This is a genomic window from Pseudoalteromonas sp. NZS127 (assembly GCF_015864805.1).
GTDB classification, from domain to species: domain Bacteria; phylum Pseudomonadota; class Gammaproteobacteria; order Enterobacterales; family Alteromonadaceae; genus Pseudoalteromonas; species Pseudoalteromonas nigrifaciens.
This window is the reverse complement of sequence record NZ_JADYWN010000024.1, coordinates 14157-35112: the sequence shown is the minus strand read 5'-3', so window position 1 is coordinate 35112 and position 20956 is coordinate 14157. Positions and strand designations below refer to the sequence as shown.

Sequence of the window (20956 nt, the reverse complement as noted above, 5' to 3'; positions counted from 1 at the left end):
CAAGCTATATTTTAACCAACTGTTTTGTAACCAGGTTAAATTTTTCGTTGCATTTTTAATTCAAAGCAAGCACACTGATTAAATCGCAACTCATCGTACCAGTCTTAGTTCGTCAACTAGGGAGAATAATAATGTTATATAAAAGCGATTCCTTTGAAGTTAGCTTCATAAAGGAAAACATCGCCGAGTTTAAGTTTTGTGCTACAGGTTCTGTAAACACACTATCTCAGCAAACCCTTTCAGATTGCGCAACAGCATTAAAACAATTAGCTGCAAATACTGATATAAAAGGCATGATTTTTACCAGTGATAAAGAACACTTTATTATTGGTGCCGACGTATTCGAATTTTTACCTATATTTACTAGATCTGAAGCAGAACTAGTAACTTGGATAAAAGAAGCCACTGACGTTTTTGACGCTATCGAAGACTTACCATTCCCAACTCTAAGCGCTGTAAATGGCTTAGCACTTGGCGGTGGCTGTGAGTGGGTACTTGCTACCGATTATCGTGTAGCAAGCGAAACTGCACAAATGGGTCTTCCAGAAGTAACCCTTGGCATAATGCCTGGTTTTGGTGGCACAGTACGCTTACCGCGCATTATTGGTGCCGATAACGCCATGATGTGGATTACCTCAGGTTCTACTAACCGCGCAGCAGATGCCCTTAAAGTAGGTGCTTTTGACGCAGTAGTTAGTGCTGACAAACTTATAGAGTCAAGTGTATCAACACTTGAATTAGCAATTGCTGGCAAGCTCGATTGGCAAGCAAAACGCAATGTAAAGCTACAACCACTTAAATTAAATCGTGTTGAGCAAGGCATGAGCTTTGCAATGGCTGAAGGCATGGTAATGGCTAAAACTAAAGGCCACTATCCTGCACCTGTAATGGCTGTAAAAACCATTAAAGCAGCTGCTAACTGTACTCGTGATGAAGCAATGGCAATCGAAAATGCCAACTTTGCTAAATTAGCAGGCACGCCAGAAGTTGCCGCGCAAATTGGTATATTTCTAGCCGACCAGTACATTAAAGGTAAATCACGTAAACTTGCTAAACAAAGCGATGTAGAAATTAAACAAGCTGCAGTGTTAGGTGCTGGCATTATGGGCGGCGGTATTGCATACCAGTCTGCTTATAAAGGTACACCTATTATAATGAAAGATATCCAACAGGATGCACTTGACTTAGGTATGGGCGAAGCCTCTAAGTTACTTGGCCAAAAAGTTAAACGTGGCCATATGTCGATGGAAAAAATGCTTGGTACGCTAAGCAAAATTAAACCGACCCTTAATGATTCTGATCTACAAAGTGCCGATATTATTGTTGAAGCCGTAGTAGAGAACCCTAAAGTTAAGCAAGCAGTACTTGCAGAGCTTGAGAAGACCATGCCAGAGGGCACGGTACTTACCTCAAACACTTCGACTATTTGTATTGATTTGCTAGCAGAAGCGTTAGATAAACCAGAAAACTTCTGTGGTATGCACTTTTTTAACCCAGTACCAAAAATGCCGTTAGTAGAAATTATCCGTGGTGCAAAAACCTCTGATAAAACCATTAACGCCGTAGTTGATTACGCGCTTAAATTAGGCAAGTCTCCTATTGTTGTTAACGATTGCCCTGGCTTTTTTGTAAACCGTGTTTTATTCCCTTACTTTGCAGGTTTTAGTAAATTAGTAGTTGAAGGTGCTAACTTTGCAAAAGTAGATAAAGTAATGGAAAACGTATTTGGCTGGCCTATGGGTCCGGCTTACCTACTTGATGTTGTAGGTATTGATACTGCTTTTCATTGTACTGGCGTAATGGCCGATGGCTTCCCTGAGCGCATGGCGCGTGCAGATAAAGACCCAGTGACTATTTTTGCTAACGAAAAACGTTTTGGCCAAAAGAACAAAGCTGGTTTTTATAAGTACGAAACAGATCGTCGCGGTCGTCTTAAAAAATCGCATGACGAAACTGCAATTGAGCTACTTAAGCCAATTACTGAAGCAGAAAAAGCATTCGATAAACAAGAAATCATTGACCGTTGTATGATCCCAATGCTTAACGAAGTGCTACTTTGTTTACAAGAAGGCATTGTTGCATCACCACAAGAAGCTGATATGGCACTTGTTTACGGTGTTGGTTTCCCTCCATTTAGAGGCGGCGCGTTCCGTTACTTAGATCAAACCGGTTTAGCTAACTTTGTGGCAACTGCCGACAAATATGCTCACTTAGGTGCGATTTATCAAGTATCAGAGCAAACTCGTCAATGGGCCGAAGAAGGTCGTGTTTTCTATAAGGTGGAAGGTTAATATCATGAATAATCCAGTAATTGTAGATTGTATCCGCACACCTATGGGTCGTTCTAAAGGTGGCGTATTCAAAAATAAACGTGCCGAAGACTTAAGCGCACATTTAATGAAAGGCTTACTCGATCGCAACCCAGCAGTTGATCCAGCATCAATTGACGATATTTATTGGGGTTGTGTACAGCAAACATTAGAGCAAGGCTTTAACGTTGCACGTAACGCTGCATTACTTGCCGGTATTCCGCATAGCGTACCAGCAGTAACAGTTAACCGTTTATGTGGCTCGTCAATGCAAGCATTGCATGACGCAGCACGCGCAATAATGACTGGCGCTGGCGACACTTACCTAATTGGTGGTGTTGAGCACATGGGCCACGTACCTATGACTCACGGTAACGACTTTCACCCAGGTTTAGCAACAAGCATTGCACAAGCTGCTGGCTCTATGGGCTTAACAGCTGAATACCTAGCAACACTGCATGGCATTAGCCGTGAGCAGCAAGATGAATTTGCGTACCGCTCACATCAACGTGCTCAAGCTGCAACTGTTGAGGGACGTTTTCGCCGCGAAATTTTAGCAATGGAAGGTCACGCAGCAGATGGTTCACTTATCTTAGTTGAAGACGACGAAGTAATTCGTCCAGAAACAACGGTAGAAGGCCTATCAAAGCTGCGCCCAGTGTTTAATCCTGCATCGGGTACGGTAACAGCCGGAACTTCTTCTGCACTTTCTGACGGCGCATCTGCAATGTTAGTAATGAGCGAAGCAAAAGCAAAAGAACTTGGCTTACCAATTCGCGCACGCATTAAAGCAATGGCAGTAGCGGGTTGCGATCCATCAATCATGGGTTACGGCCCAGTACCAGCAAGCAAAAAAGCACTTGCACAAGCAGGTATTACAATTGATGACTTAGGCGTAGTTGAGCTTAACGAAGCCTTTGCAGCACAATCATTACCTGTAATGAAAGATTTAGGGTTAATGGATGTAGTTGACGAAAAAGTGAATTTAAACGGCGGCGCAATCGCACTTGGACACCCACTAGGCTGTTCGGGTTCGCGTATTAGCACATCGCTTATTCACTTAATGGAAGACAAAAATGTACGATACGGTTTAGCAACTATGTGTATTGGTTTAGGCCAAGGCATTGCCACTGTATTTGAACGTGTTCAAGACTAATTAGTTTAAACATGTAAAACCATCTTGGTGATTAAAAAGGCGAACTGATTTTATGCAGTTCGCCTTTTTTTATTGGTTTATTTTTAGTTGTTTTATATGGTTATATTGAAAAACTGGAATACTGTGATCGGGTGTATTATCTGTTATTGCCACGCTCTATTGATTAAACCCTTTGATTAAATATGGTGTGTAATTTAGATATGAGTAAAATAGTTAAATAACACTTTAAATTGCGCTAAACTCTACAACTTATAAAATGTAAAACCCTAATGTGCAGCAATCGCTTTAACTAAACAGGCAAATTTATTATGAGCTTTAATAACCCCGATCACCAATTAGATGCCATAGGCCTTCGCTGCCCAGAGCCAGTGATGATGGTACGCGCTGCTATTCGTAAAATGAATGATGGTGAAACGTTATTAATAACCGCTGATGACCCATCAACAACTCGCGACATTCCGAGCTTTTGTACGTTTATGGATCACACGCTGGTGGCTAAAGATGCAGAAGCAGCACCGTATAGATATGTAGTTAAGAAAGGGCTTTAAGAATAAGTACTAGGTCTAATCAAAATTATTTGTACCATATTTATTTAATAACCTATAAGTTTCATTTAAATCTGTTTTGACTTCTACATTTTCAGCTAAATTAAACAACAAGGTTTGGTTTAACTTAGCTAGCAGAAGTGAGGTGAAGAAGTAGAGCATTTCTTTACTAGCTTTCTTTCTTATGTCACTACTTTCATCTTCGGCTAACTGCATGTATGAATCAAAGCCAGAATGTGAATAGCCACATAAATATGAATATTGTATTTTAATACATTTAGGCAATGTCGTTTCTTCTAGTCTTCTATTTATGGGTTTAGCCTGCCAGCCTTTTGCTATGACATTCTTTATATAAACTTTATCCTTACCTAACTCTAACCCTTTACATTCTATCATTCTCTTTAGACTTTCAATTTCATCCACTTCTTCTTTGCTAATTTTTTTCTTAATCTGTCACTAGTAATTTTATCATGATTTAGTTTTTGCCTGCTTTTCAAACCAGAGTATTTATAAACCAAAAACCTAAACTTTAGCTCTCTTAAATCTTCTTTCCCTTCAAACCAAAATAATGACGTTAGAGTTGTGTATATTTCAATTACACTTCTCAGCAGCACCTTTGCTGAGGCATGGTCAATTTGAGTGCTATTCTCTATAGCTTCAAATGATGTTCCATTTAGAATTACTGAAATACTCTGACAATGATTAAGTAACTTTTTTATAGAAAGGTATTGTAGCTTCCCCTCCTCCGAGTCTTGGTAATATGAGTTGAATGTCTCTTGGAATAAGAAAACAGCCTCGTTAAGAACTCTTTGAAACTCACTTCGTGTTGCATACTCAAGTTGCATAATAAACTACCTTCTTGATCCTAGGCTCAATCCTAGAGCCTAAAACCTATTACCTAAAACCTTTATTTTTTAGTTATCGTCACTTGTGGCTTGTCGTAATTACTGTAATCAATACTTACTATGTAGGTGCCTTTTATTGCGGGCGTATAGCTAAAGTAATTATAAATAGTATTACAGTCGGCAACTGCAGGTTGGCCTAGTGTTAGTTTTTGCCCTGCTGGCTGAGTATCGCTGTAGCCACAGTTGTAACCTTCACTAAAGTCGGCATCGGCAATTTTAAATTCGTATACTTTACCAGGCGTTGAAAATTTAACTTCTGCTTGATACAGCGATCGCGCTACTTGGGTAAATTGGTACTGTGGCTCTGCATCCCATAAGGTAAAGTCGCCCCTTAAATACACGGTACGATCTAATTTTTGTTGTGGCAATACATCATCAAGCGTTATTTGCGTAGAACAAGCAGTTAAAAAACTAACAAGTGCTAAGGTTAAAATACGTTTTATTGGGCTTTTCATTCGAGATCCTTACTTTATATATGCAGGTTAATAATACACCAAAATTAAAACTAAAAAGCCAGCAAAACGCTGGCTTTTTACATTATCGAATAATGTTATTTTTGTAGTACAGAAATGTCTGCAATACCTAAAAACAATCCGCTTAACTGACTTAAAAGCGCCAGACGATTTTGCTTAACTGCTTCGTCGTCGGCCATAACCATCACGTTATCAAAAAAGCTATCAACACTTTGACGAATACCAGCCAATTGGCTTAATGCTTCTTGGTAATTGCCACTGGCGTAAAGTGGTGCAAGTTCAGTAGCAAATTTTGCTACTTGTGCCGCAAGTACTTTTTCAGCGTCGTCGGTTAGTAAACTTTCATCTACATTACCTTCGCTGGTAATGTCATTTTTAGCAAGTATATTACTTACGCGCTTATTAGCGGCTGCAAGCGCTTCTGCTGCGTCTAATGTGCGAAAATGGCTTACGGCTTTAACACGGCGATCAAAATCAACAGGTTTAGTCGGACGACGTGCAAGCACAGCTTGAATCACATCTACTTCTATTCCTTCGTCTTGATACCAAGCACGGAAACGCCCTAGCATAAACTCAAACACATCGGTTGATACATTAAGATTAGTTAGCTTATCGCCAAACAAGGTTTGCGATTTAGCAACTAGGTCTAAAATATCAAGCGGTAGCTCTTTTTCTACCATGATGCGCAATGCGCCAATAGCAGCACGGCGTAAAGCAAATGGGTCTTTGTCGCCTTTTGGCGCTTGCCCTATGCCAAAGATACCCACTAAGGTATCAAACTTATCGGCAATCGCTACTGCGCAACTAATTAAGTTGGTAGGTAAGCTGTCGCCTGCAAAGCGTGGCATATATTGCTCATTCTGCGCTAGTGCTACATCTTCAGCTTCGCCGTCAAAACGTGCGTAATGCATTCCCATAACACCTTGGATGTCGGTAAATTCCATCACCATTTCGGTCATTAAGTCAGTTTTACTCAATAAACCAGCACGTTGTGCTAGCTCTTTATCTGCACCAAGTTGCTGGGCAATATAACCGGCAAGCTCGCTAATACGCGCAGACTTGTCTTTAAGTGTACCTAACTGTTTTTGGAACAATACGCTATCGAGAGATTCTAAACGGCTTTCTAGTGTTTTCTTTTTATCGCTTTCAAAAAAGAATTGCGCATCGGCTAATCGAGGACGCACTACTTTTTCGTTACCCGAAATCACTACGCTAGGATCTTTACTTTCTATGTTAGACACAAACAAAAACTTATTTAAAAGTTTGCCGTTTTGATCTAAAAGCGGAAAGTATTTTTGATCGTCTTTCATCGTGTAAATAAGCGCTTCGGCCGGTACTGCCAAAAACTCTTCTTCAAATGTAGCCGTTAATGTTACTGGCCATTCTACCAGTGATGTTACTTCTTCAAGTAAATCTTCATCCATGGCTACAACCGCATTTATTGCTTTTGCTGCAGCTTCTATTTGCGCTCGAATTTGCGCTTTACGCTGCTCGTAATCGGCAATAACGTAGGCTGATTTTAAAACATCAAAAATATCATCAGCATGGTTAATGGTAATTTTTTCAGGATGATGAAAGCGATGTCCTTGAAGCTGGTTACTTACCTGCTTACCCAGCACTTCACCTGTTACTAACTCATCACCCAATAAAATAGTTACCGTATGCACTGGACGAATAAATTGTGTTTTATTCGCGCCCCAACGCATTGGCTTAGGAATAGGTAATTTAGCCAGCGCTTTATTAATAACGTCAACCATCAGCGTTTTAGTTTCTTGCCCTGCTACTTTAGCAAGGTGCAGCAACCACGCGCCTTTGTCGGTTTCAAGTGTTTGCGCATCTTTTACTTCAATACCACAACCACGTGCCCAACCCATTGCAGCTTTAGTAGGATTGCCGTCTGCATCAAACGCTGCCTTAATTGCTGGGCCGCGTTTTTCTACTTCTTTATCTTGTTGTTTTGCATCAAGCGCTATTACGCGAAGGCCTAAACGACGTGGTGATGCATACCAGCTTACGCCTTGATGCGCTAATTCTAATGTCTCTAGTTCTGCAGTTAAGTTTGCAGCAAATGCTTCTGCTAATTTACGCAGCGCTTTTGGTGGCAACTCTTCGGTGCCAATTTCTACTAATAAGTTTTGTGCTGACATGCCTACTTATCCTTACACAGCGGGAAACCAAGCGCTTCACGTTTATCATAATAACTTTGTGCACACGCTTTTGATAAAGCACGAACGCGTAGTATGTAACGTTGGCGTTCGGTTACCGAAATGGCGTGGCGCGCGTCTAATAAGTTAAATGCATGCGATGCCTTCATTACTTGCTCATAAGCCGGTAACGGTAAATTTGCTTCAATTAACTTTTGGCTCTCTGCTTCACATTTATCAAACTGAGCAAATAGATCTTCTACGTTGGCGTGCTCAAAGTTATAAGTAGATTGTTCTACTTCATTTTGATGAAACACATCGCCGTAAGTTACTCGCCCAAGCGGGCCATCAGCCCAAACTAGGTCGTAAATACTGTCTACGCCCTGAATATACATGGCTAAACGCTCTAGGCCGTAAGTGATTTCGCCAGTTACCGGTGAGCACTCAATGCCGCCCACTTGTTGAAAGTAGGTAAACTGGGTTACTTCCATGCCGTTTAACCAAATTTCCCAACCTAGGCCCCACGCACCTAAGGTAGGTGATTCCCAGTTGTCTTCAACAAAGCGCACTTCGTCTGTTAAGGTATCTATGCCTACGGCCGCTAAAGAGCCTAAATAAAGCTCTTGAATATTATCTGGCGAAGGCTTTAGCACAACCTGAAACTGGTAATAATGCTGTAAGCGGTTTGGGTTTTCGCCGTAACGGCCATCGGTAGGTCGTCGACACGGTTGTACGTATGCACTCGACATTGGCTCTGGGCCAATCGATTTTAAAAATGTTTGCGGGTGGAATGTCCCAGCGCCCACTTCCATATCAAGTGGTTGAATAATAACGCAGCCTTGCTGCGCCCAATAATCCTGTAAAGCCAGGATCAAACCTTGAAAGGTTTTAACGTCATATTTTTGCATATTTGGCTTTTTACTATCTGAGAAGTAGCGTGAAAATTACCCTCAGTATACCTTGTGCACACGCAGGTTTTAAGCAGTTTGTGCAATTGAAAAAATAAAAAAGGAGCCATTGGCTCCTTTTTTGTGAGTAGTATTACTAATTATACGTCTAGGTTAACTACGCGTAGCGCGTTCTGTTCTATAAACTCGCGACGAGGTTCTACTTGGTCACCCATTAGCGTTGCAAATAACTGATCAGCAGCTACTGCATCTTCAACGGTTACTTGTAGCATACGACGTGCATCGGGATCCATTGTAGTTTCCCACAGCTGACTTGGGTTCATTTCGCCCAACCCTTTATAGCGCTGTATATAGAGGCCACGCTTAGATTCAGCAATTAGCCACTCTAAAGCATCCACAAAGTTATCAACAGGTTGTGTTTTCTCACCGCGTTGAATATAAGCGCCTTCAGTAATGATATTTGCAATGTTTACACCAGTAACAGCAATGCGCTGATAATCGCGTGAAGCTATAAAATCATAATGAAGTACGTGCGCTTTATCTACACCGTGCTGACGAATTTTCACTACTGGGTAGTATAAATTGCGCTCAGTATCGTGCTCTGTTGCAGCTTGGAAAATAGTAGCATCTTCATCACGATCAATTAAGTCATCAACTAATTCTTTAGTCCATGCTATTACTTTAGCTTCATCTGAAAGATCTTCTTTTTTCAGTTCACTTTGGTAAATAAGACGGTTCATTACAGTATTAGGAAACTTACGTTTTAGACGCTCAATTACCTTAACGGTATTTTGATAATCGTGAACAATTTTTTCTAGTGCTTCGCCTTCAATACCGCTTGCATCTGTACTGGTGTACAAAGTTGCATTATTTAAAGCAAGTGTTGTTAGGTATTCAACTAGTGCTGGATCATCTTTAATATAACGCTCTTGCTTACCTTTTTTCACTTTATAAAGTGGTGGTTGTGCAATATAAATATATCCGCGCTCAACAATTTCAGGCATTTGGCGATAAAAGAACGTAAGTAATAAGGTACGAATGTGCGAACCATCCACGTCAGCATCCGTCATGATAATGATACGGTGATAGCGCAGTTTTTCAGGATTATATTCATCACGACCAATACCACAACCTAATGCCGTAATGAGTGTTGCTACTTCTTGTGATGAAAGCATTTTATCAAAACGTGCTTTTTCTACGTTTAATATTTTACCTTTAAGCGGAAGAATAGCTTGGTTTTTACGGTTACGTCCCTGCTTGGCTGATCCGCCAGCAGAGTCTCCTTCCACTATGTATAGTTCTGATTGTGCTGGATCTTTTTCTTGGCAATCGGCTAACTTACCAGGTAAACCGGCTAAGTCCATTGCACCTTTACGACGTGTCATTTCACGTGCTTTACGTGCAGCTTCACGCGCACGTGACGCATCTATTATCTTACCTACAACAATTTTGGCATCTGTTGGGTGTTCTAATAAAAACTCAGTGAATTTTTCAGCCATTGCTTGTTCAACCGCAGACTTAACTTCGCTCGAAACTAGCTTGTCTTTAGTTTGTGATGAAAACTTAGGATCTGGTACTTTAACACTTACAACAGCAGTTAAGCCTTCACGAGCGTCATCACCCGTTGCATTACTGGTTGTTTTAGCTTTTTTGTTAAAGCCTTCTTTTTCCATATAGTTGTTAAGTGTACGTGTTAGCGCAGATCTAAAACCGGCTAAGTGAGTACCACCATCACGTTGTGGGATGTTATTTGTAAAACAGTATATGTTTTCTTGATAAGCATCATTCCACTGCATTGACACTTCAACAACAATACCATCTTCTTCACGCGTATGCGTAAAGTGAAATACACCTTTATGTATAGGTGTTTTATTACGGTTTAAATACTCTACAAACGCTCTGATACCGCCTTCGTATTTAAAGTGATCACTTTTATTCTCTTCACGCTCATCATTTAAAATAATGCTTACGCCAGAGTTTAAAAATGAAAGCTCGCGTAAGCGCTTAGCTAAAATGTCGTAATGAAAATCTAAGTTAGTAAATGTTTGATCACTTGGCCAAAAACGTAACTCTGTACCAGTTGTGTCTGCGTCGCCAATTACGGCTAATGGCGCATCTGGTACACCATGAGAGTATGTTTGCTCATGAAGTTTACCTTCACGGCGAATTGTTAATTTAAGCTTTTCTGATAATGCGTTAACAACCGATACACCAACACCGTGTAAGCCACCTGAAACTTTATAAGAGTTATCATCAAACTTACCACCGGCATGCAGTACCGTCATGATTACTTCGGCTGCAGATACACCTTCTTCTTCATGAATTGAAGTTGGGATACCACGGCCGTTATCTCGTACAGATACCGAACCATCTAAGTGAATCGTTACAAAAATATCATCACAATGACCTGCTAAGGCTTCATCTATAGAGTTATCGACGACCTCAAACACCATATGGTGTAAGCCCGTGCCATCATCGGTGTCCCCTATATACATTCCAGGACGCTTTCTTACTGCGTCTAATCCTTTAAGTACTTTTATACTCGACGAGTCATAATTCTCAGACATGGTTAATCCCACTTATCTTGTTATTAGGTTGCCATGTTTCACGTGGAACATTTGCAGTTCTCGTTGCATGGGTTCCACCACAGCAGAAATACTTTCAGACAAAATTGAAGATATAAAAATTTGAGAACTGCAGTGAGCTAATAGTTGCCCCACTTTCTCTTTTGTATCTTCGCTTAACTCTGAAGGTAAATCATCTATTAGCAATATAGATTGCTTATCTGTCTCTGACTCAATTAAACTATTTTGCGTTACTTTTAACGCATAAAGTAATAGCTTTAATTGTCCACGAGAGAAAATATTCTCAACGCTACTGCCAGCGACACTAAAACTAAAATCAGCCTTATGAGGCCCTTTACTAGTAAAACCTTGGCGAGCATCTCGCTCAAAGTTTAACTCTAATGCATCGCTAAGAGATTCGCTCTCTTTCCAGCCGGCATTAAAGCTTATTTCTAAATCGCGTATTAGCGTTAATTCTGCACACATTTTATCAAAAAACTGCTGCTTAAACCTACTTATATACGCCATTCTTAATTTATTTATTTGCTCAGCCAGTCTAACAAATTCTTTGTCCCAAAACTTAATTTGGTCAAAATAATTCTTTGGCTTACTTTTTAGTAGCGCATTTCGTTGTTTTAACACTTTATTGAACGATTGCCATAAAAAGAAAAACTCATGTTCCACGTGGAACAAACCTAAATCTAAAAACTTTCTGCGCTCTTTAGGCCCACCAAAAAATAACGAGTAACTCTCTGGAGTAATTATTTGTACCGGCATAAGCTGTGCAAGTTCTGATATTTTTCGGCTCGCCTTACCTTGAATTTTTAAATTCGTTTCGCCCGCTTGGGTTTTACTAATACCAATAGGAATAGATAAGTCGTGTATAGCTTTGCGGCCATGAATTACAAACTGCTCTTGCTGATGCGCAATAATACTTTTATGCTTTGATGTTCTAAAAGATTTGCCGTGTGAAAGGTAATAAATAGCTTCTAAAAGGCTGGTTTTTCCGCTGCCGTTTTCACCATAAATTATATTAACGCCGTTAACTGGTTCTAGCGTCAGCGCCTCAATATTACGAAAATATTTGAGGCTCAAATGACTTAAGCTCATTGGGTACTTATAGTCTTATAAACGCATAGGCATAACTACGTACATTGCTTCTTCATCGCCTGCACCTTCAATTAGTGCGCTGCTGTTTGAATCGGCCAATGTAAACAGTACATCTTCTGTTTTTAATGTGTTTAATACATCAAGTACATAAGAAACGTTAAAGCCTATTTCTAGGTCGGCGCCTTCGTAACCAACCTCTACTACTTCCTCAGCTTGTTCTTGCTCAGGGTTATTAGCAGTGATTTTTAACAAACCATTAGATAAGTTTAAACGCACACCTCTAAACTTTTCGTTAGATAAAATAGAGACTCGCTGAAACGCACTACGTAACCATTCGCGATTAGCAGTAATGACTTTATCGCCACCACGAGGTAACACACGGCGGTAATCAGGAAAGCGTCCATCAACTAACTTACTAGTAAAGGTAAACTCTATATCGATAATACGAATATGATTAGCACCAAACTGAATAGTGACTAGTTCTTCGTCGGCTACCATAAGGCGCATAATTTCTTGCACCCCTTTACGAGGTATAATTAGCTGACGCTGCGTATTAAGCGATTGCTTTAATTGCTTTTGTGCAATAGCTAAGCGATGTCCATCAGTGGCCACTGTTTTAATGTCAGTATTGTCTACTTCAAACGACATACCATTTAAATAGTAACGTACGTCTTGATTCGCCATCGAAAAATGCGTGCTTTCTAGTAATTTTCGCAGCTCTAAACGCGTTAGTTGAAACTCAACTTCGCCATCCCACTGTTCTAAATTAGGAAAGTCTTCGGCGGCTAAGGTCGTTAACGAAAAACGACTTTTACCGCTGGTTAGTAATAACTGATGCTCTTGTAAGCTTAACGTTAGGTCTGAACCATCTGGTAGGCTTTTACAAATATCGAGTAATTTTTTAGCCGGTAATGTTAACTTAGTATCGGCAATATCATCACCTACAAACACGCTTGCAACGAGTTCAATTTCAAGGTCGGTACCTGTCATTGAAAGTTGCCCGTTTTCTACTGCTAACAATACGTTAGATAAAATTGGCAATGTATGCTTACGCTCAATAGCGCCCGATACTTGCACTAATGGCTTTAAAAACTGTTGTCTTGATATTGTTATTTGCATAATAAAGTCAGCCTTAAGATGACAATGTTCTTATTAAATTTTGGTAATCTTCTTTAATTTCGTGGCTTTCATCACGTAGTGATTTAACCTTACGACACGCATGCAATACAGTTGTATGATCGCGGCCACCAAAGGCGTCTCCAATCTCAGGTAAACTGTGATTGGTTAACTCTTTAGATAATGCCATAGCAACTTGTCGAGGCCTTGCTATAGAGCGACTACGGCGTTTAGACAGCAGATCAGAAATACGAATTCTGTAATACTCTGCCACAGTGCGCTGTATGTTATCTATGGTAACTAGCTTATCTTGTAAGGCAAGTAAATCGCGTAGCGCTTCTTTTACAAAGTCGATAGATATAGGACGACCGGTAAAGTTAGCATTGGCAATAACACGATTAAGCGCACCTTCTAGTTCGCGTACATTAGATCGTAATTTTTTAGCAATAAAAAAGGCGACTTCGTGCGGTAAATTAATTTTACTCTGCTGCGCTTTTTTCATCAATATAGCAACGCGTGTTTCAAGCTCAGGAGGCTCAATTGCAATAGTTAAACCCCAACCAAAACGCGATTTAAGTCTGTCTTCAACGCCTTCTATCTCTTTTGGATAACGATCAGAGGTTAAAATTATTTGCTGATTGCCTTCTAATAACGCATTAAAGGTATGAAAAAACTCTTCTTGTGAGCGCTCTTTGTTAGCAAAAAATTGAATGTCATCAATCATTAGCGCATCAACACTACGATAGTAACGCTTAAATTCTTCAATCGCGTTATTTTGCAGTGCTTTTACCATATCTTGTACAAAGCGCTCTGAATGCATATAAACTATTTTTGCATCTGGCTTATTAGCCAAAATACCATTACCTACAGCATGCAATAAATGCGTTTTACCTAAACCTGTACCACCGTATATAAATACAGGGTTAAAAGCGGCACCTGGATTATCTGCAACTTGTGTTGCTGCTGCTTTTGCTAACTGGTTTGATTTACCTTCAACAAAACTGTCAAAGGTATAATTTTCTTTTATATTCGATTTATATTCAGATTTTGGCGCTGGCTCTACAACAGGTTTTGGTTGTCGTGATTGTTGTTTGGCTTGTGTAGTTGGCGCCGATTGCGTTCCAGCAACAGATACAGGCTGTGCATTTAATAAAGGCTTACTGCCTACATCAAACCGTAGCTCTGGAGCTTCAACACCACAAATCTCTACTAATAATTCATTAATTCTATTTAGGTATTTTTCTCTTACCCAATCTAGTACAAAGCGATTAGGTGCATAAATCGTCAAGGTATCTTCGGTACTTTCTGCTTGTAGTGGTCGCACCCACATACTGAACTGCTGCGAAGGCAATTCATCTTGCAATACATATAAACAACTTTGCCAAACCGACAGATACACAGTCAAACTCCCAGAGATATAATTTTTATTCCCGCACATCATTAATGATTAAAAATCACCTCTGTAATGCGTTTAAATGGCCCAATAAGCGACCCAAGACCGGCTATTATGAAGACACTTTATCCACAAGTAAAAGACTGATTTTTATAAAATTGTTGATATCACGGTATAAAACACTTAACACAATGATTTAATACAAGTTTAATTTTAAAGCCTGAGCATAGATCATAACAAAATTAGCTCTGGATCGCGAAACAAATCTGCGATCTAATTTAGTTTTCCCCTGCTTTTATTCACTTTTTATACAGGGGCTGTGGAAAACTTCTTATTAATGATGATCCTAATAGATCACTCTTTATGATCTACATTAAATAGCTGGTATACTCTAAGGGTAGTGCGTAATTATGATTGACTTTAATACACTTCATCTATAATATCTCGCGCTCGCAATGGCACCTGTGCCAGGATCGCGACCTGCATAGGATGTTTTAACTTTAACCGATCGGAAGAGATTGTTATGAAAAGAACTTTTCAACCAAGCGTTTTAAAACGCAAACGTGCTCACGGTTTCCGTGCTCGCATGGCAACTGTAAATGGCCGTAAAGTATTAGCTCGTCGCCGCGCTAAAGGCCGTAAAGTTCTTTCTGCTTAATTTATAAGTGGAAGACTTTAACTTTGGCAGGGAGTTACGTCTGTTAACTCCCTCGCATTACTCTCGCATATTTAATGAACCCGCCCGGGCTGCAACTCCTTTCTTTACTCTTTTAGCTAAACCTAATGACCAAGATCAACCTCGGTTAGGACTTACTGTTGCTAAAAAACGAGTTAAAAAGGCATGTCAACGTAACCGTATTAAACGTTTAGCTCGCGAATGCTTTCGTTTAAATAAACACAACATCGACAATATAGATATTGTGCTTATGGTTAAAAGTGGTATTGATGAGCAGTCTAATGAAGAATTAACCAAACAACTGACCAAGTTGTGGCGTAAAATTAATGAGCGCTGCAAACCGGGTGCGCCCAAACCACCACCTTTTAAAAAGCGCCCTAATAAATCAGTTAAATCAAATAAACAGACCTAATAGCAATAGAATTACAGGGTTAATTAAGGTATCTTTAGCTCACCTTTTAATCATGCATTTGAAATCTCATATTGAGTCTTTAAATACATGGTATCTATTTACTAAACTTACGTAGGAGCATATATATCATGAGGTTACTTAAACCACTTGTTGCTTTGCCAACGTATTGTTTAGTTTTATTTATCCGCGGTTATCAAAAGTGGATTAGCCCGCTATTAGGTCCGCATTGTCGTTTTAATCCAACGTGCTCTAGTTACGCTATTCAAGCAATTAATTTGCATGGATCAGTAAAAGGCAGTTGGTTAGCAGTTAAACGCATATTAAAATGCCATCCTTTACATTCAGGTGGGAACGACCCCGTTCCTGAAAAATTAACCCATATTAACCACCAACACGAGAAATAAGAGCTGTTATGGAATCGCAACGCACGTTTTTATTCATTGGCCTGATGCTGGTGTCGTTTTTATTATTTCAAGAATGGAATACTGATTACAACACGCCAAAAGCCGATCCGAGTGCCACCACACAAACATTAAACCCAACATCATCAGAATCAGAAGATTATGTACCAACTTCATCTGACTCTGCGTTACCTGCCTCAGCAACTTTAGCAAAACGCTCTGTAATTGAAATTACAACAGATGTTTTCAAAGTTAAAATTGATACCCGAGGCGGTGATATTGTTGAAACTTACTTACTTCAATATGAAGAAACTAAAGGCAGTGAAACACCTTATATGCTGCTTGGTGAGTTTGATGGTAAACAATACTTTTCACAAAGTGGTTTAATTGGCTTAAATGGTCCTGATGCTTCTGCACAAGGTCGCCCAACTTACCACGTAGAGCAAAAGTCATACACTTTAACGGGTGATGAGCTTAGAGTGCCGCTACAGTTTACTGATAGTAATGGTGTTAACTTTACAAAAACCTATGTATTCAAAAAAGGTCAATATGATGTTGCTTTAGAATACACAATTAACAACACCACTAGCACGCCACTTCAAGTACAGCTTTACACACAAGTTAAGCGCACTGTACAAGACAAAGGCAGCATGGTTGATCAAAACTATTTAGGTGCAGCATACGGTACTGATGATGACCCGTACGAAAAGTACAGTTTTTCAGATATGGCTGACAAAAACCTAAATAAAATTACACTTGGTGGCTATGTTGCGTTTATTCAACATTACTTTGTAAGTGCTTGGGTTCCAATGCAGGATCAGTCAAATACACTTTATAGTTTAATTACTAAGAGTAATGCTGCCATCATTGGTGTTAAAGACGAAGCGGTTAATATTCAAGCTGGTAGTGAGCAAACACTTACTGCGACTTATTATATGGGCCCTAAAGAGTCTGATGTACTTGAAGCTATTCACCCAGATTTAGATTTAACCGTAGATTACGGTTGGTTATGGTTTATCTCACAACCTTTATTTGTATTGTTAAAGTGGTTACACAGTATTTTAGGTAACTGGGGTGTGGCTATTATTGCCATTACTATTATCGTTAAGTCGTTAATGTACCCACTGACTAAAGCGCAATATACTTCAATGGCTAAAATGCGTGCCCTTCAGCCTAAAATGGCAGCGCTTAAAGAAAAATTTGGTGACGACCGTCAAAAATTCGGCCAAGCCACAATGGAAATGTACAAAAAAGAAAAAGTGAACCCTATGGGTGGCTGTTTCCCTATTTTGCTACAAATGCCTATTTTCTTAGCCTTGTTCTACGTGTTCTTAGAATCAACAGAACTTCGCCACGCTGAATTTATTTTTTGGCTAACTGACCTTTCTGCGAAAGACCCATACTACGTGTTACCAATCTTATTTGGCGCCAGTATGTTTATTACGCAAAAATTACAGCCTATGACGGTTACCGATCCAATGCAGCAAAAAATGATGACCTTTATGCCGGTTATCTTCTCTGTGTTCTTCTTATGGTTCCCATCTGGTTTAGTTCTTTACTGGTTAGTGTCTAACCTTATTTCTATTGTCCAGATGCTCATCATCTACCGCGGCATGGAAAAGAAAGGTATTAAAGTAAGAGGCTAATTAAGCTCCTACTTATATAAAGGCGACTTCGGTCGCCTTTTTTATTACCTGTTTTTCACCACAGCTATTCGCTACAAATAAATCCATAGGTTACAATACCGCCATAAAGTTACTCATTGTTGGCAAATTAATAGCATGATCAATCAAGACACAATTGCAGCACAAGCAACAGCCCCCGGACGTGGTGGTGTTGGTATTATTCGCGTTTCAGGCAGCCTTGCTAAAAGTGTTGCCGAAAAAGTAGTAGGTAAAATACCTAAAGTTCGCTACGCCGATTATGTGCCATTTAAAAGCCTTGCTGGCGAGCAACTTGATCAAGGTATTGCCATTTACTTTGCCGGCCCTAACTCATTCACTGGTGAAGATGTACTTGAACTACAAGGCCACGGCGGTCCTGTAGTACTGGATATGTTACTTAAAGAAATTAGTAAAATAGAGGGCGTTCGTTTAGCAAAGCCTGGGGAGTTTTCTGAACGTGCATTTATGAATGACAAGCTTGATTTAACACAAGCAGAAGCCATCGCCGATTTAATTAATGCTACAAGCGAGCAAGCCGCTAAAAGCGCCCTACAGTCTCTCCAAGGTGAATTTTCTAAGCACATAGAAACACTTGTAGAAAAAGTAATTCACTTGCGTATGTACGTAGAAGCCGCAATTGATTTTCCCGATGAAGAAATCGATTTTTTATCTGACGGTAAAGTTTCTGGCGATTTAGATGCCATTATTGCCCAGCTCAATACGGTAACCGATCAAGCTAAGCAAGGCAGCATAATGCGCGAAGGTATGCGGGTTGTTATTGCCGGTCGCCCTAATGCGGGTAAATCAAGCTTATTAAATGCCCTTGCTGGGCGCGAAGCCGCTATTGTAACCGAAATTGCCGGCACTACACGTGACGTACTACGTGAACATATACATATAGATGGCATGCCACTGCATATTATAGACACAGCAGGTCTGCGTGAAAGCCCTGATTTAGTAGAACAAATAGGTATTGAGCGCGCATGGGATGAAATAAACCAAGCCGACCGAGTGCTGTTTATGCTTGATGGAACCGACACTATTGATACTGATCCCCATAAAATTTGGCCAGAATTTATGGCTAAATTACCCGTTGGATTAGGGGTTACAGTGATTAGAAATAAAGCCGATTTATCGGGCGATGTTGTTGGTATGGAGCAAAATCAGCAATACCCGGTCATCAGTTTAAGTGCTAAAAATGCCGACGGTATTGAGCTGGTTCGCGAGCATTTAAAAGCCTGTATTGGTTTTGATGGTGCAACAGAAGGCGGCTTTATGGCACGTCGTCGCCACCTTGATGCGCTTGAGCATGCAGCGTACCACTTAGATACAGGTAAAGCTCAGTTAGAAATGCATATAGCGGGCGAAATACTCGCCGAAGAATTGCGTTTAACCCAGCAATATCTAAACGAAATTACCGGTGAATTCACCTCAGATGACCTACTTGGAAAAATATTTAGCTCGTTTTGTATTGGTAAATAAGTTGCCAAATATATTTTAAAGAGCCCTAGAGGCTCTTTTTTATTGTCAAAATCCCCTGCTTTCACTACCTATTTCCTCCCTAAAAACAGCTTTATTGCGCTAATATTAATGCCTGATAAGAGCTGGCCAGTCTTTATTTGTTAGAGTAATGTCGTTATTAACTAAAAATAATGCCACTTTAATAGCTATAAAACGGCTAATTTATAGCATTAATGCAGTCTGTTTTTTACAAAACAGACTGCTATTTTAACTGCAGTGGATCAATTTTACGGTGGCTATTATGGTAATACTTCCTATTAAAATAGCCTTAATTAAGCTTAAGAACTGCAATATATGTTTATAATTCATTCAATATAGGAGCCTATTTTAGGCTTTTATTGACTCTAAATTACGCATATTTATAAAATTGAGTAGAGCAACACAACACCAAGTAAGCATGAATTATATTTTTGGTCGGCCAAGTTAGCTAAAATTAATGATGATCTGCGCTGAAAAAATAAATAATCTCAGATCAGTTATCCACAATTAGCCTTTATTACCTTTTATAGAGACTTAAATTTCCGTATTTAACTAAGTAAATATCCTAGATCCGCCATTAAAACTAACTATTTACTGTTAATTGACTCATTTAATAAAAAGATCAGCTTTATTTGATCTCATTTAAATTTATTTTATGATCTAAATAGCACTTATCAACAGGCATTCTATCCACATTATGATCAGGGTATATATTATTGCTTAATAAGCTCTATTTAAGCATTTTCATATTCTTTAAATCAATAACTTAGCGATCAATCATAAATAAAAAAGTGGCTTTAAACAGAGCTTTCCCCACTGTTATCAACAACTTGATCAGAAGATTACATTTAAAGATTATTTGTTAAACCCTATTTAATCAACAACTTGAGTCGTTATAAATAACCAAGGCTAAAATTACAGCTAAAATAGTTATACAAAAAAGCACTCTTAACTTTACTGTTATACAAACTCAGTTATTATGAGCGGTAATTAAAAGCTATGTGATCACAAAAATTAATGAGTGCAGTAAATATTATTATTGGCAGCCAAATGGGATCCGCTGAATATGTTGCAGAACAATTAGCTGATCAACTTAATGCTCAAGGTATTAGTACGCAACTACATGAACAGCCTGTATTTAACGATATAGATCAGCAAAATACTATTTGGTTAATATGTACATCTACTTATGGTGCAGGGGATTACCCTGAAAATCTGATTAGCTTTATTGACGATTTAACACAAGCTGATGATTTATCTAATATAAAATACTCAGTCATTGGTTTAGGCGATACCAGTTACGATACTTATAACCTTGCTGGGCGCAATATAGATGAGTTATTAGCACAAAAAGGTGCACTTAGAGTAGCCGAACGCTTAGAGCTTAATATTCTTGATGAAGCGCTACCAGAGGATACTGCACTGGCCTGGCTTGACTCTTGGCTAGCTAAAACAGGCTTAAATTAATAGATCAAGCTAAAAAACCAAATTAAAGTTACCCACAATTTACTAATAATTTAATAGTTTTTGTGGATAAACACTGATTAAACTGCATTTATAGCTATGCTTATCCATTGGATAAGATCCGGTTGATATTGCCCTGTGCATAAAGTGCCTTTTTGATCAGAGCTTATTCGCTGGATGATCCGATCATGTTCACAACTTTAGATCTGATCTAAT

General features: G+C 39.3%; 18 protein-coding genes. 9 read left to right on the top strand and 9 right to left on the bottom strand.

Annotated features, from left to right (window positions below; all coding sequences use genetic code 11):
- Nucleotides 1-131: 131 nt before the first annotated feature.
- From fadB to tusA, 3 genes are all read left to right on the top strand, one after another.
- On the top strand, nt 132-2291 hold the full coding sequence (gene fadB, locus I6E78_RS16490) for a fatty acid oxidation complex subunit alpha FadB (RefSeq protein ID WP_193038878.1): 2160 nt from the start codon (nt 132-134) through the stop codon (nt 2289-2291).
- Between the two features lie 4 nt (nt 2292-2295).
- Nucleotides 2296-3465: an acetyl-CoA C-acyltransferase FadA gene (gene fadA / locus I6E78_RS16485; RefSeq protein WP_011326742.1), complete on the top strand. Its 1170-nt coding sequence runs from the start codon at nt 2296-2298 to the stop codon at nt 3463-3465.
- 308 nt (nt 3466-3773) lie between these two features.
- Nucleotides 3774-4013, top strand: a complete 240-nt coding sequence (tusA, locus tag I6E78_RS16480) for a sulfurtransferase TusA (protein WP_086996459.1) — start codon at nt 3774-3776, stop codon at nt 4011-4013.
- Between the two features lie 15 nt (nt 4014-4028).
- Here tusA and I6E78_RS16475 read toward each other — a convergent pair whose 3' ends face one another.
- The 9 genes from I6E78_RS16475 to dnaA all read right to left on the bottom strand — a co-directional run bounded on the left by I6E78_RS16475 (nt 4029) and on the right by dnaA (nt 14629).
- Entirely contained in the window at nt 4029-4433 is a 405-nt protein-coding gene (locus tag I6E78_RS16475) for a hypothetical protein (RefSeq protein WP_197182913.1), read from the bottom strand.
- Nucleotides 4412-4855, bottom strand: a complete 444-nt coding sequence (locus I6E78_RS16470; protein ID WP_197182912.1) for a hypothetical protein — start codon at nt 4853-4855, stop codon at nt 4412-4414. The genes I6E78_RS16475 and I6E78_RS16470 overlap by 22 nt, the downstream gene beginning before the upstream one ends.
- A 62-nt stretch (nt 4856-4917) precedes the next feature.
- Nucleotides 4918-5370, bottom strand: coding sequence for a hypothetical protein (locus I6E78_RS16465; RefSeq protein WP_011326739.1), 453 nt, complete (start codon nt 5368-5370; stop codon nt 4918-4920).
- 95 nt (nt 5371-5465) lie between these two features.
- The gene (glyS, locus tag I6E78_RS16460; protein WP_011326738.1) at nt 5466-7535 is read right to left on the bottom strand and encodes a glycine--tRNA ligase subunit beta; all 2070 of its coding nucleotides are present in this window, start codon (nt 7533-7535) and stop codon (nt 5466-5468) included.
- 2 nt (nt 7536-7537) lie between these two features.
- A complete protein-coding gene (gene glyQ / locus I6E78_RS16455) occupies nt 7538-8440 on the bottom strand; it encodes a glycine--tRNA ligase subunit alpha (protein WP_011326737.1) in 903 nt (300 codons plus the stop codon).
- Between the two features lie 140 nt (nt 8441-8580).
- Nucleotides 8581-11007 carry a DNA topoisomerase (ATP-hydrolyzing) subunit B gene (gene gyrB, locus I6E78_RS16450; RefSeq protein WP_011326736.1) on the bottom strand — a complete coding sequence of 809 codons (2427 nt, stop codon included), beginning with the start codon at nt 11005-11007 and terminating at the stop codon, nt 8581-8583.
- A 12-nt stretch (nt 11008-11019) separates the two neighbouring features.
- Nucleotides 11020-12114: a DNA replication/repair protein RecF gene (gene recF / locus I6E78_RS16445; protein WP_011326735.1), complete on the bottom strand. Its 1095-nt coding sequence runs from the start codon at nt 12112-12114 to the stop codon at nt 11020-11022.
- Nucleotides 12115-12129: 15 nt separating this feature from the next.
- Nucleotides 12130-13233, bottom strand: a complete 1104-nt coding sequence (gene dnaN, locus I6E78_RS16440) for a DNA polymerase III subunit beta (protein WP_011326734.1) — start codon at nt 13231-13233, stop codon at nt 12130-12132.
- A gap of 13 nt (nt 13234-13246) precedes the next feature.
- Complete coding sequence (gene dnaA, locus I6E78_RS16435; RefSeq protein ID WP_041454303.1) at nt 13247-14629, bottom strand: chromosomal replication initiator protein DnaA; 1383 nt, start codon at nt 14627-14629, stop codon at nt 13247-13249.
- A 517-nt stretch (nt 14630-15146) separates the two neighbouring features.
- Between dnaA and rpmH the strand changes: the two genes are divergently transcribed.
- The 6 genes from rpmH to mioC all read left to right on the top strand — a co-directional run bounded on the left by rpmH (nt 15147) and on the right by mioC (nt 20743).
- Nucleotides 15147-15281 (top strand): 50S ribosomal protein L34, encoded by a 135-nt coding sequence (gene rpmH / locus I6E78_RS16430; RefSeq protein ID WP_004335215.1) that lies wholly within the window; start codon nt 15147-15149, stop codon nt 15279-15281.
- 7 nt (nt 15282-15288) lie between these two features.
- Nucleotides 15289-15711, top strand: coding sequence for a ribonuclease P protein component (rnpA, locus tag I6E78_RS16425; protein WP_011329643.1), 423 nt, complete (start codon nt 15289-15291; stop codon nt 15709-15711).
- Nucleotides 15712-15839: 128 nt separating this feature from the next.
- Nucleotides 15840-16115, top strand: coding sequence for a membrane protein insertion efficiency factor YidD (gene yidD, locus I6E78_RS16420; protein ID WP_011329641.1), 276 nt, complete (start codon nt 15840-15842; stop codon nt 16113-16115).
- Between the two features lie 8 nt (nt 16116-16123).
- Nucleotides 16124-17758, top strand: a complete 1635-nt coding sequence (yidC, locus tag I6E78_RS16415) for a membrane protein insertase YidC (RefSeq protein WP_011329640.1) — start codon at nt 16124-16126, stop codon at nt 17756-17758.
- Nucleotides 17759-17893: 135 nt separating this feature from the next.
- Nucleotides 17894-19258 carry a tRNA uridine-5-carboxymethylaminomethyl(34) synthesis GTPase MnmE gene (mnmE, locus tag I6E78_RS16410; protein ID WP_086996465.1) on the top strand — a complete coding sequence of 455 codons (1365 nt, stop codon included), beginning with the start codon at nt 17894-17896 and terminating at the stop codon, nt 19256-19258.
- 1035 nt (nt 19259-20293) lie between these two features.
- Nucleotides 20294-20743, top strand: a complete 450-nt coding sequence (gene mioC, locus I6E78_RS16405; RefSeq protein WP_011329638.1) for an FMN-binding protein MioC — start codon at nt 20294-20296, stop codon at nt 20741-20743.
- The last annotated feature ends 213 nt before the right edge of the window (nt 20744-20956 follow it).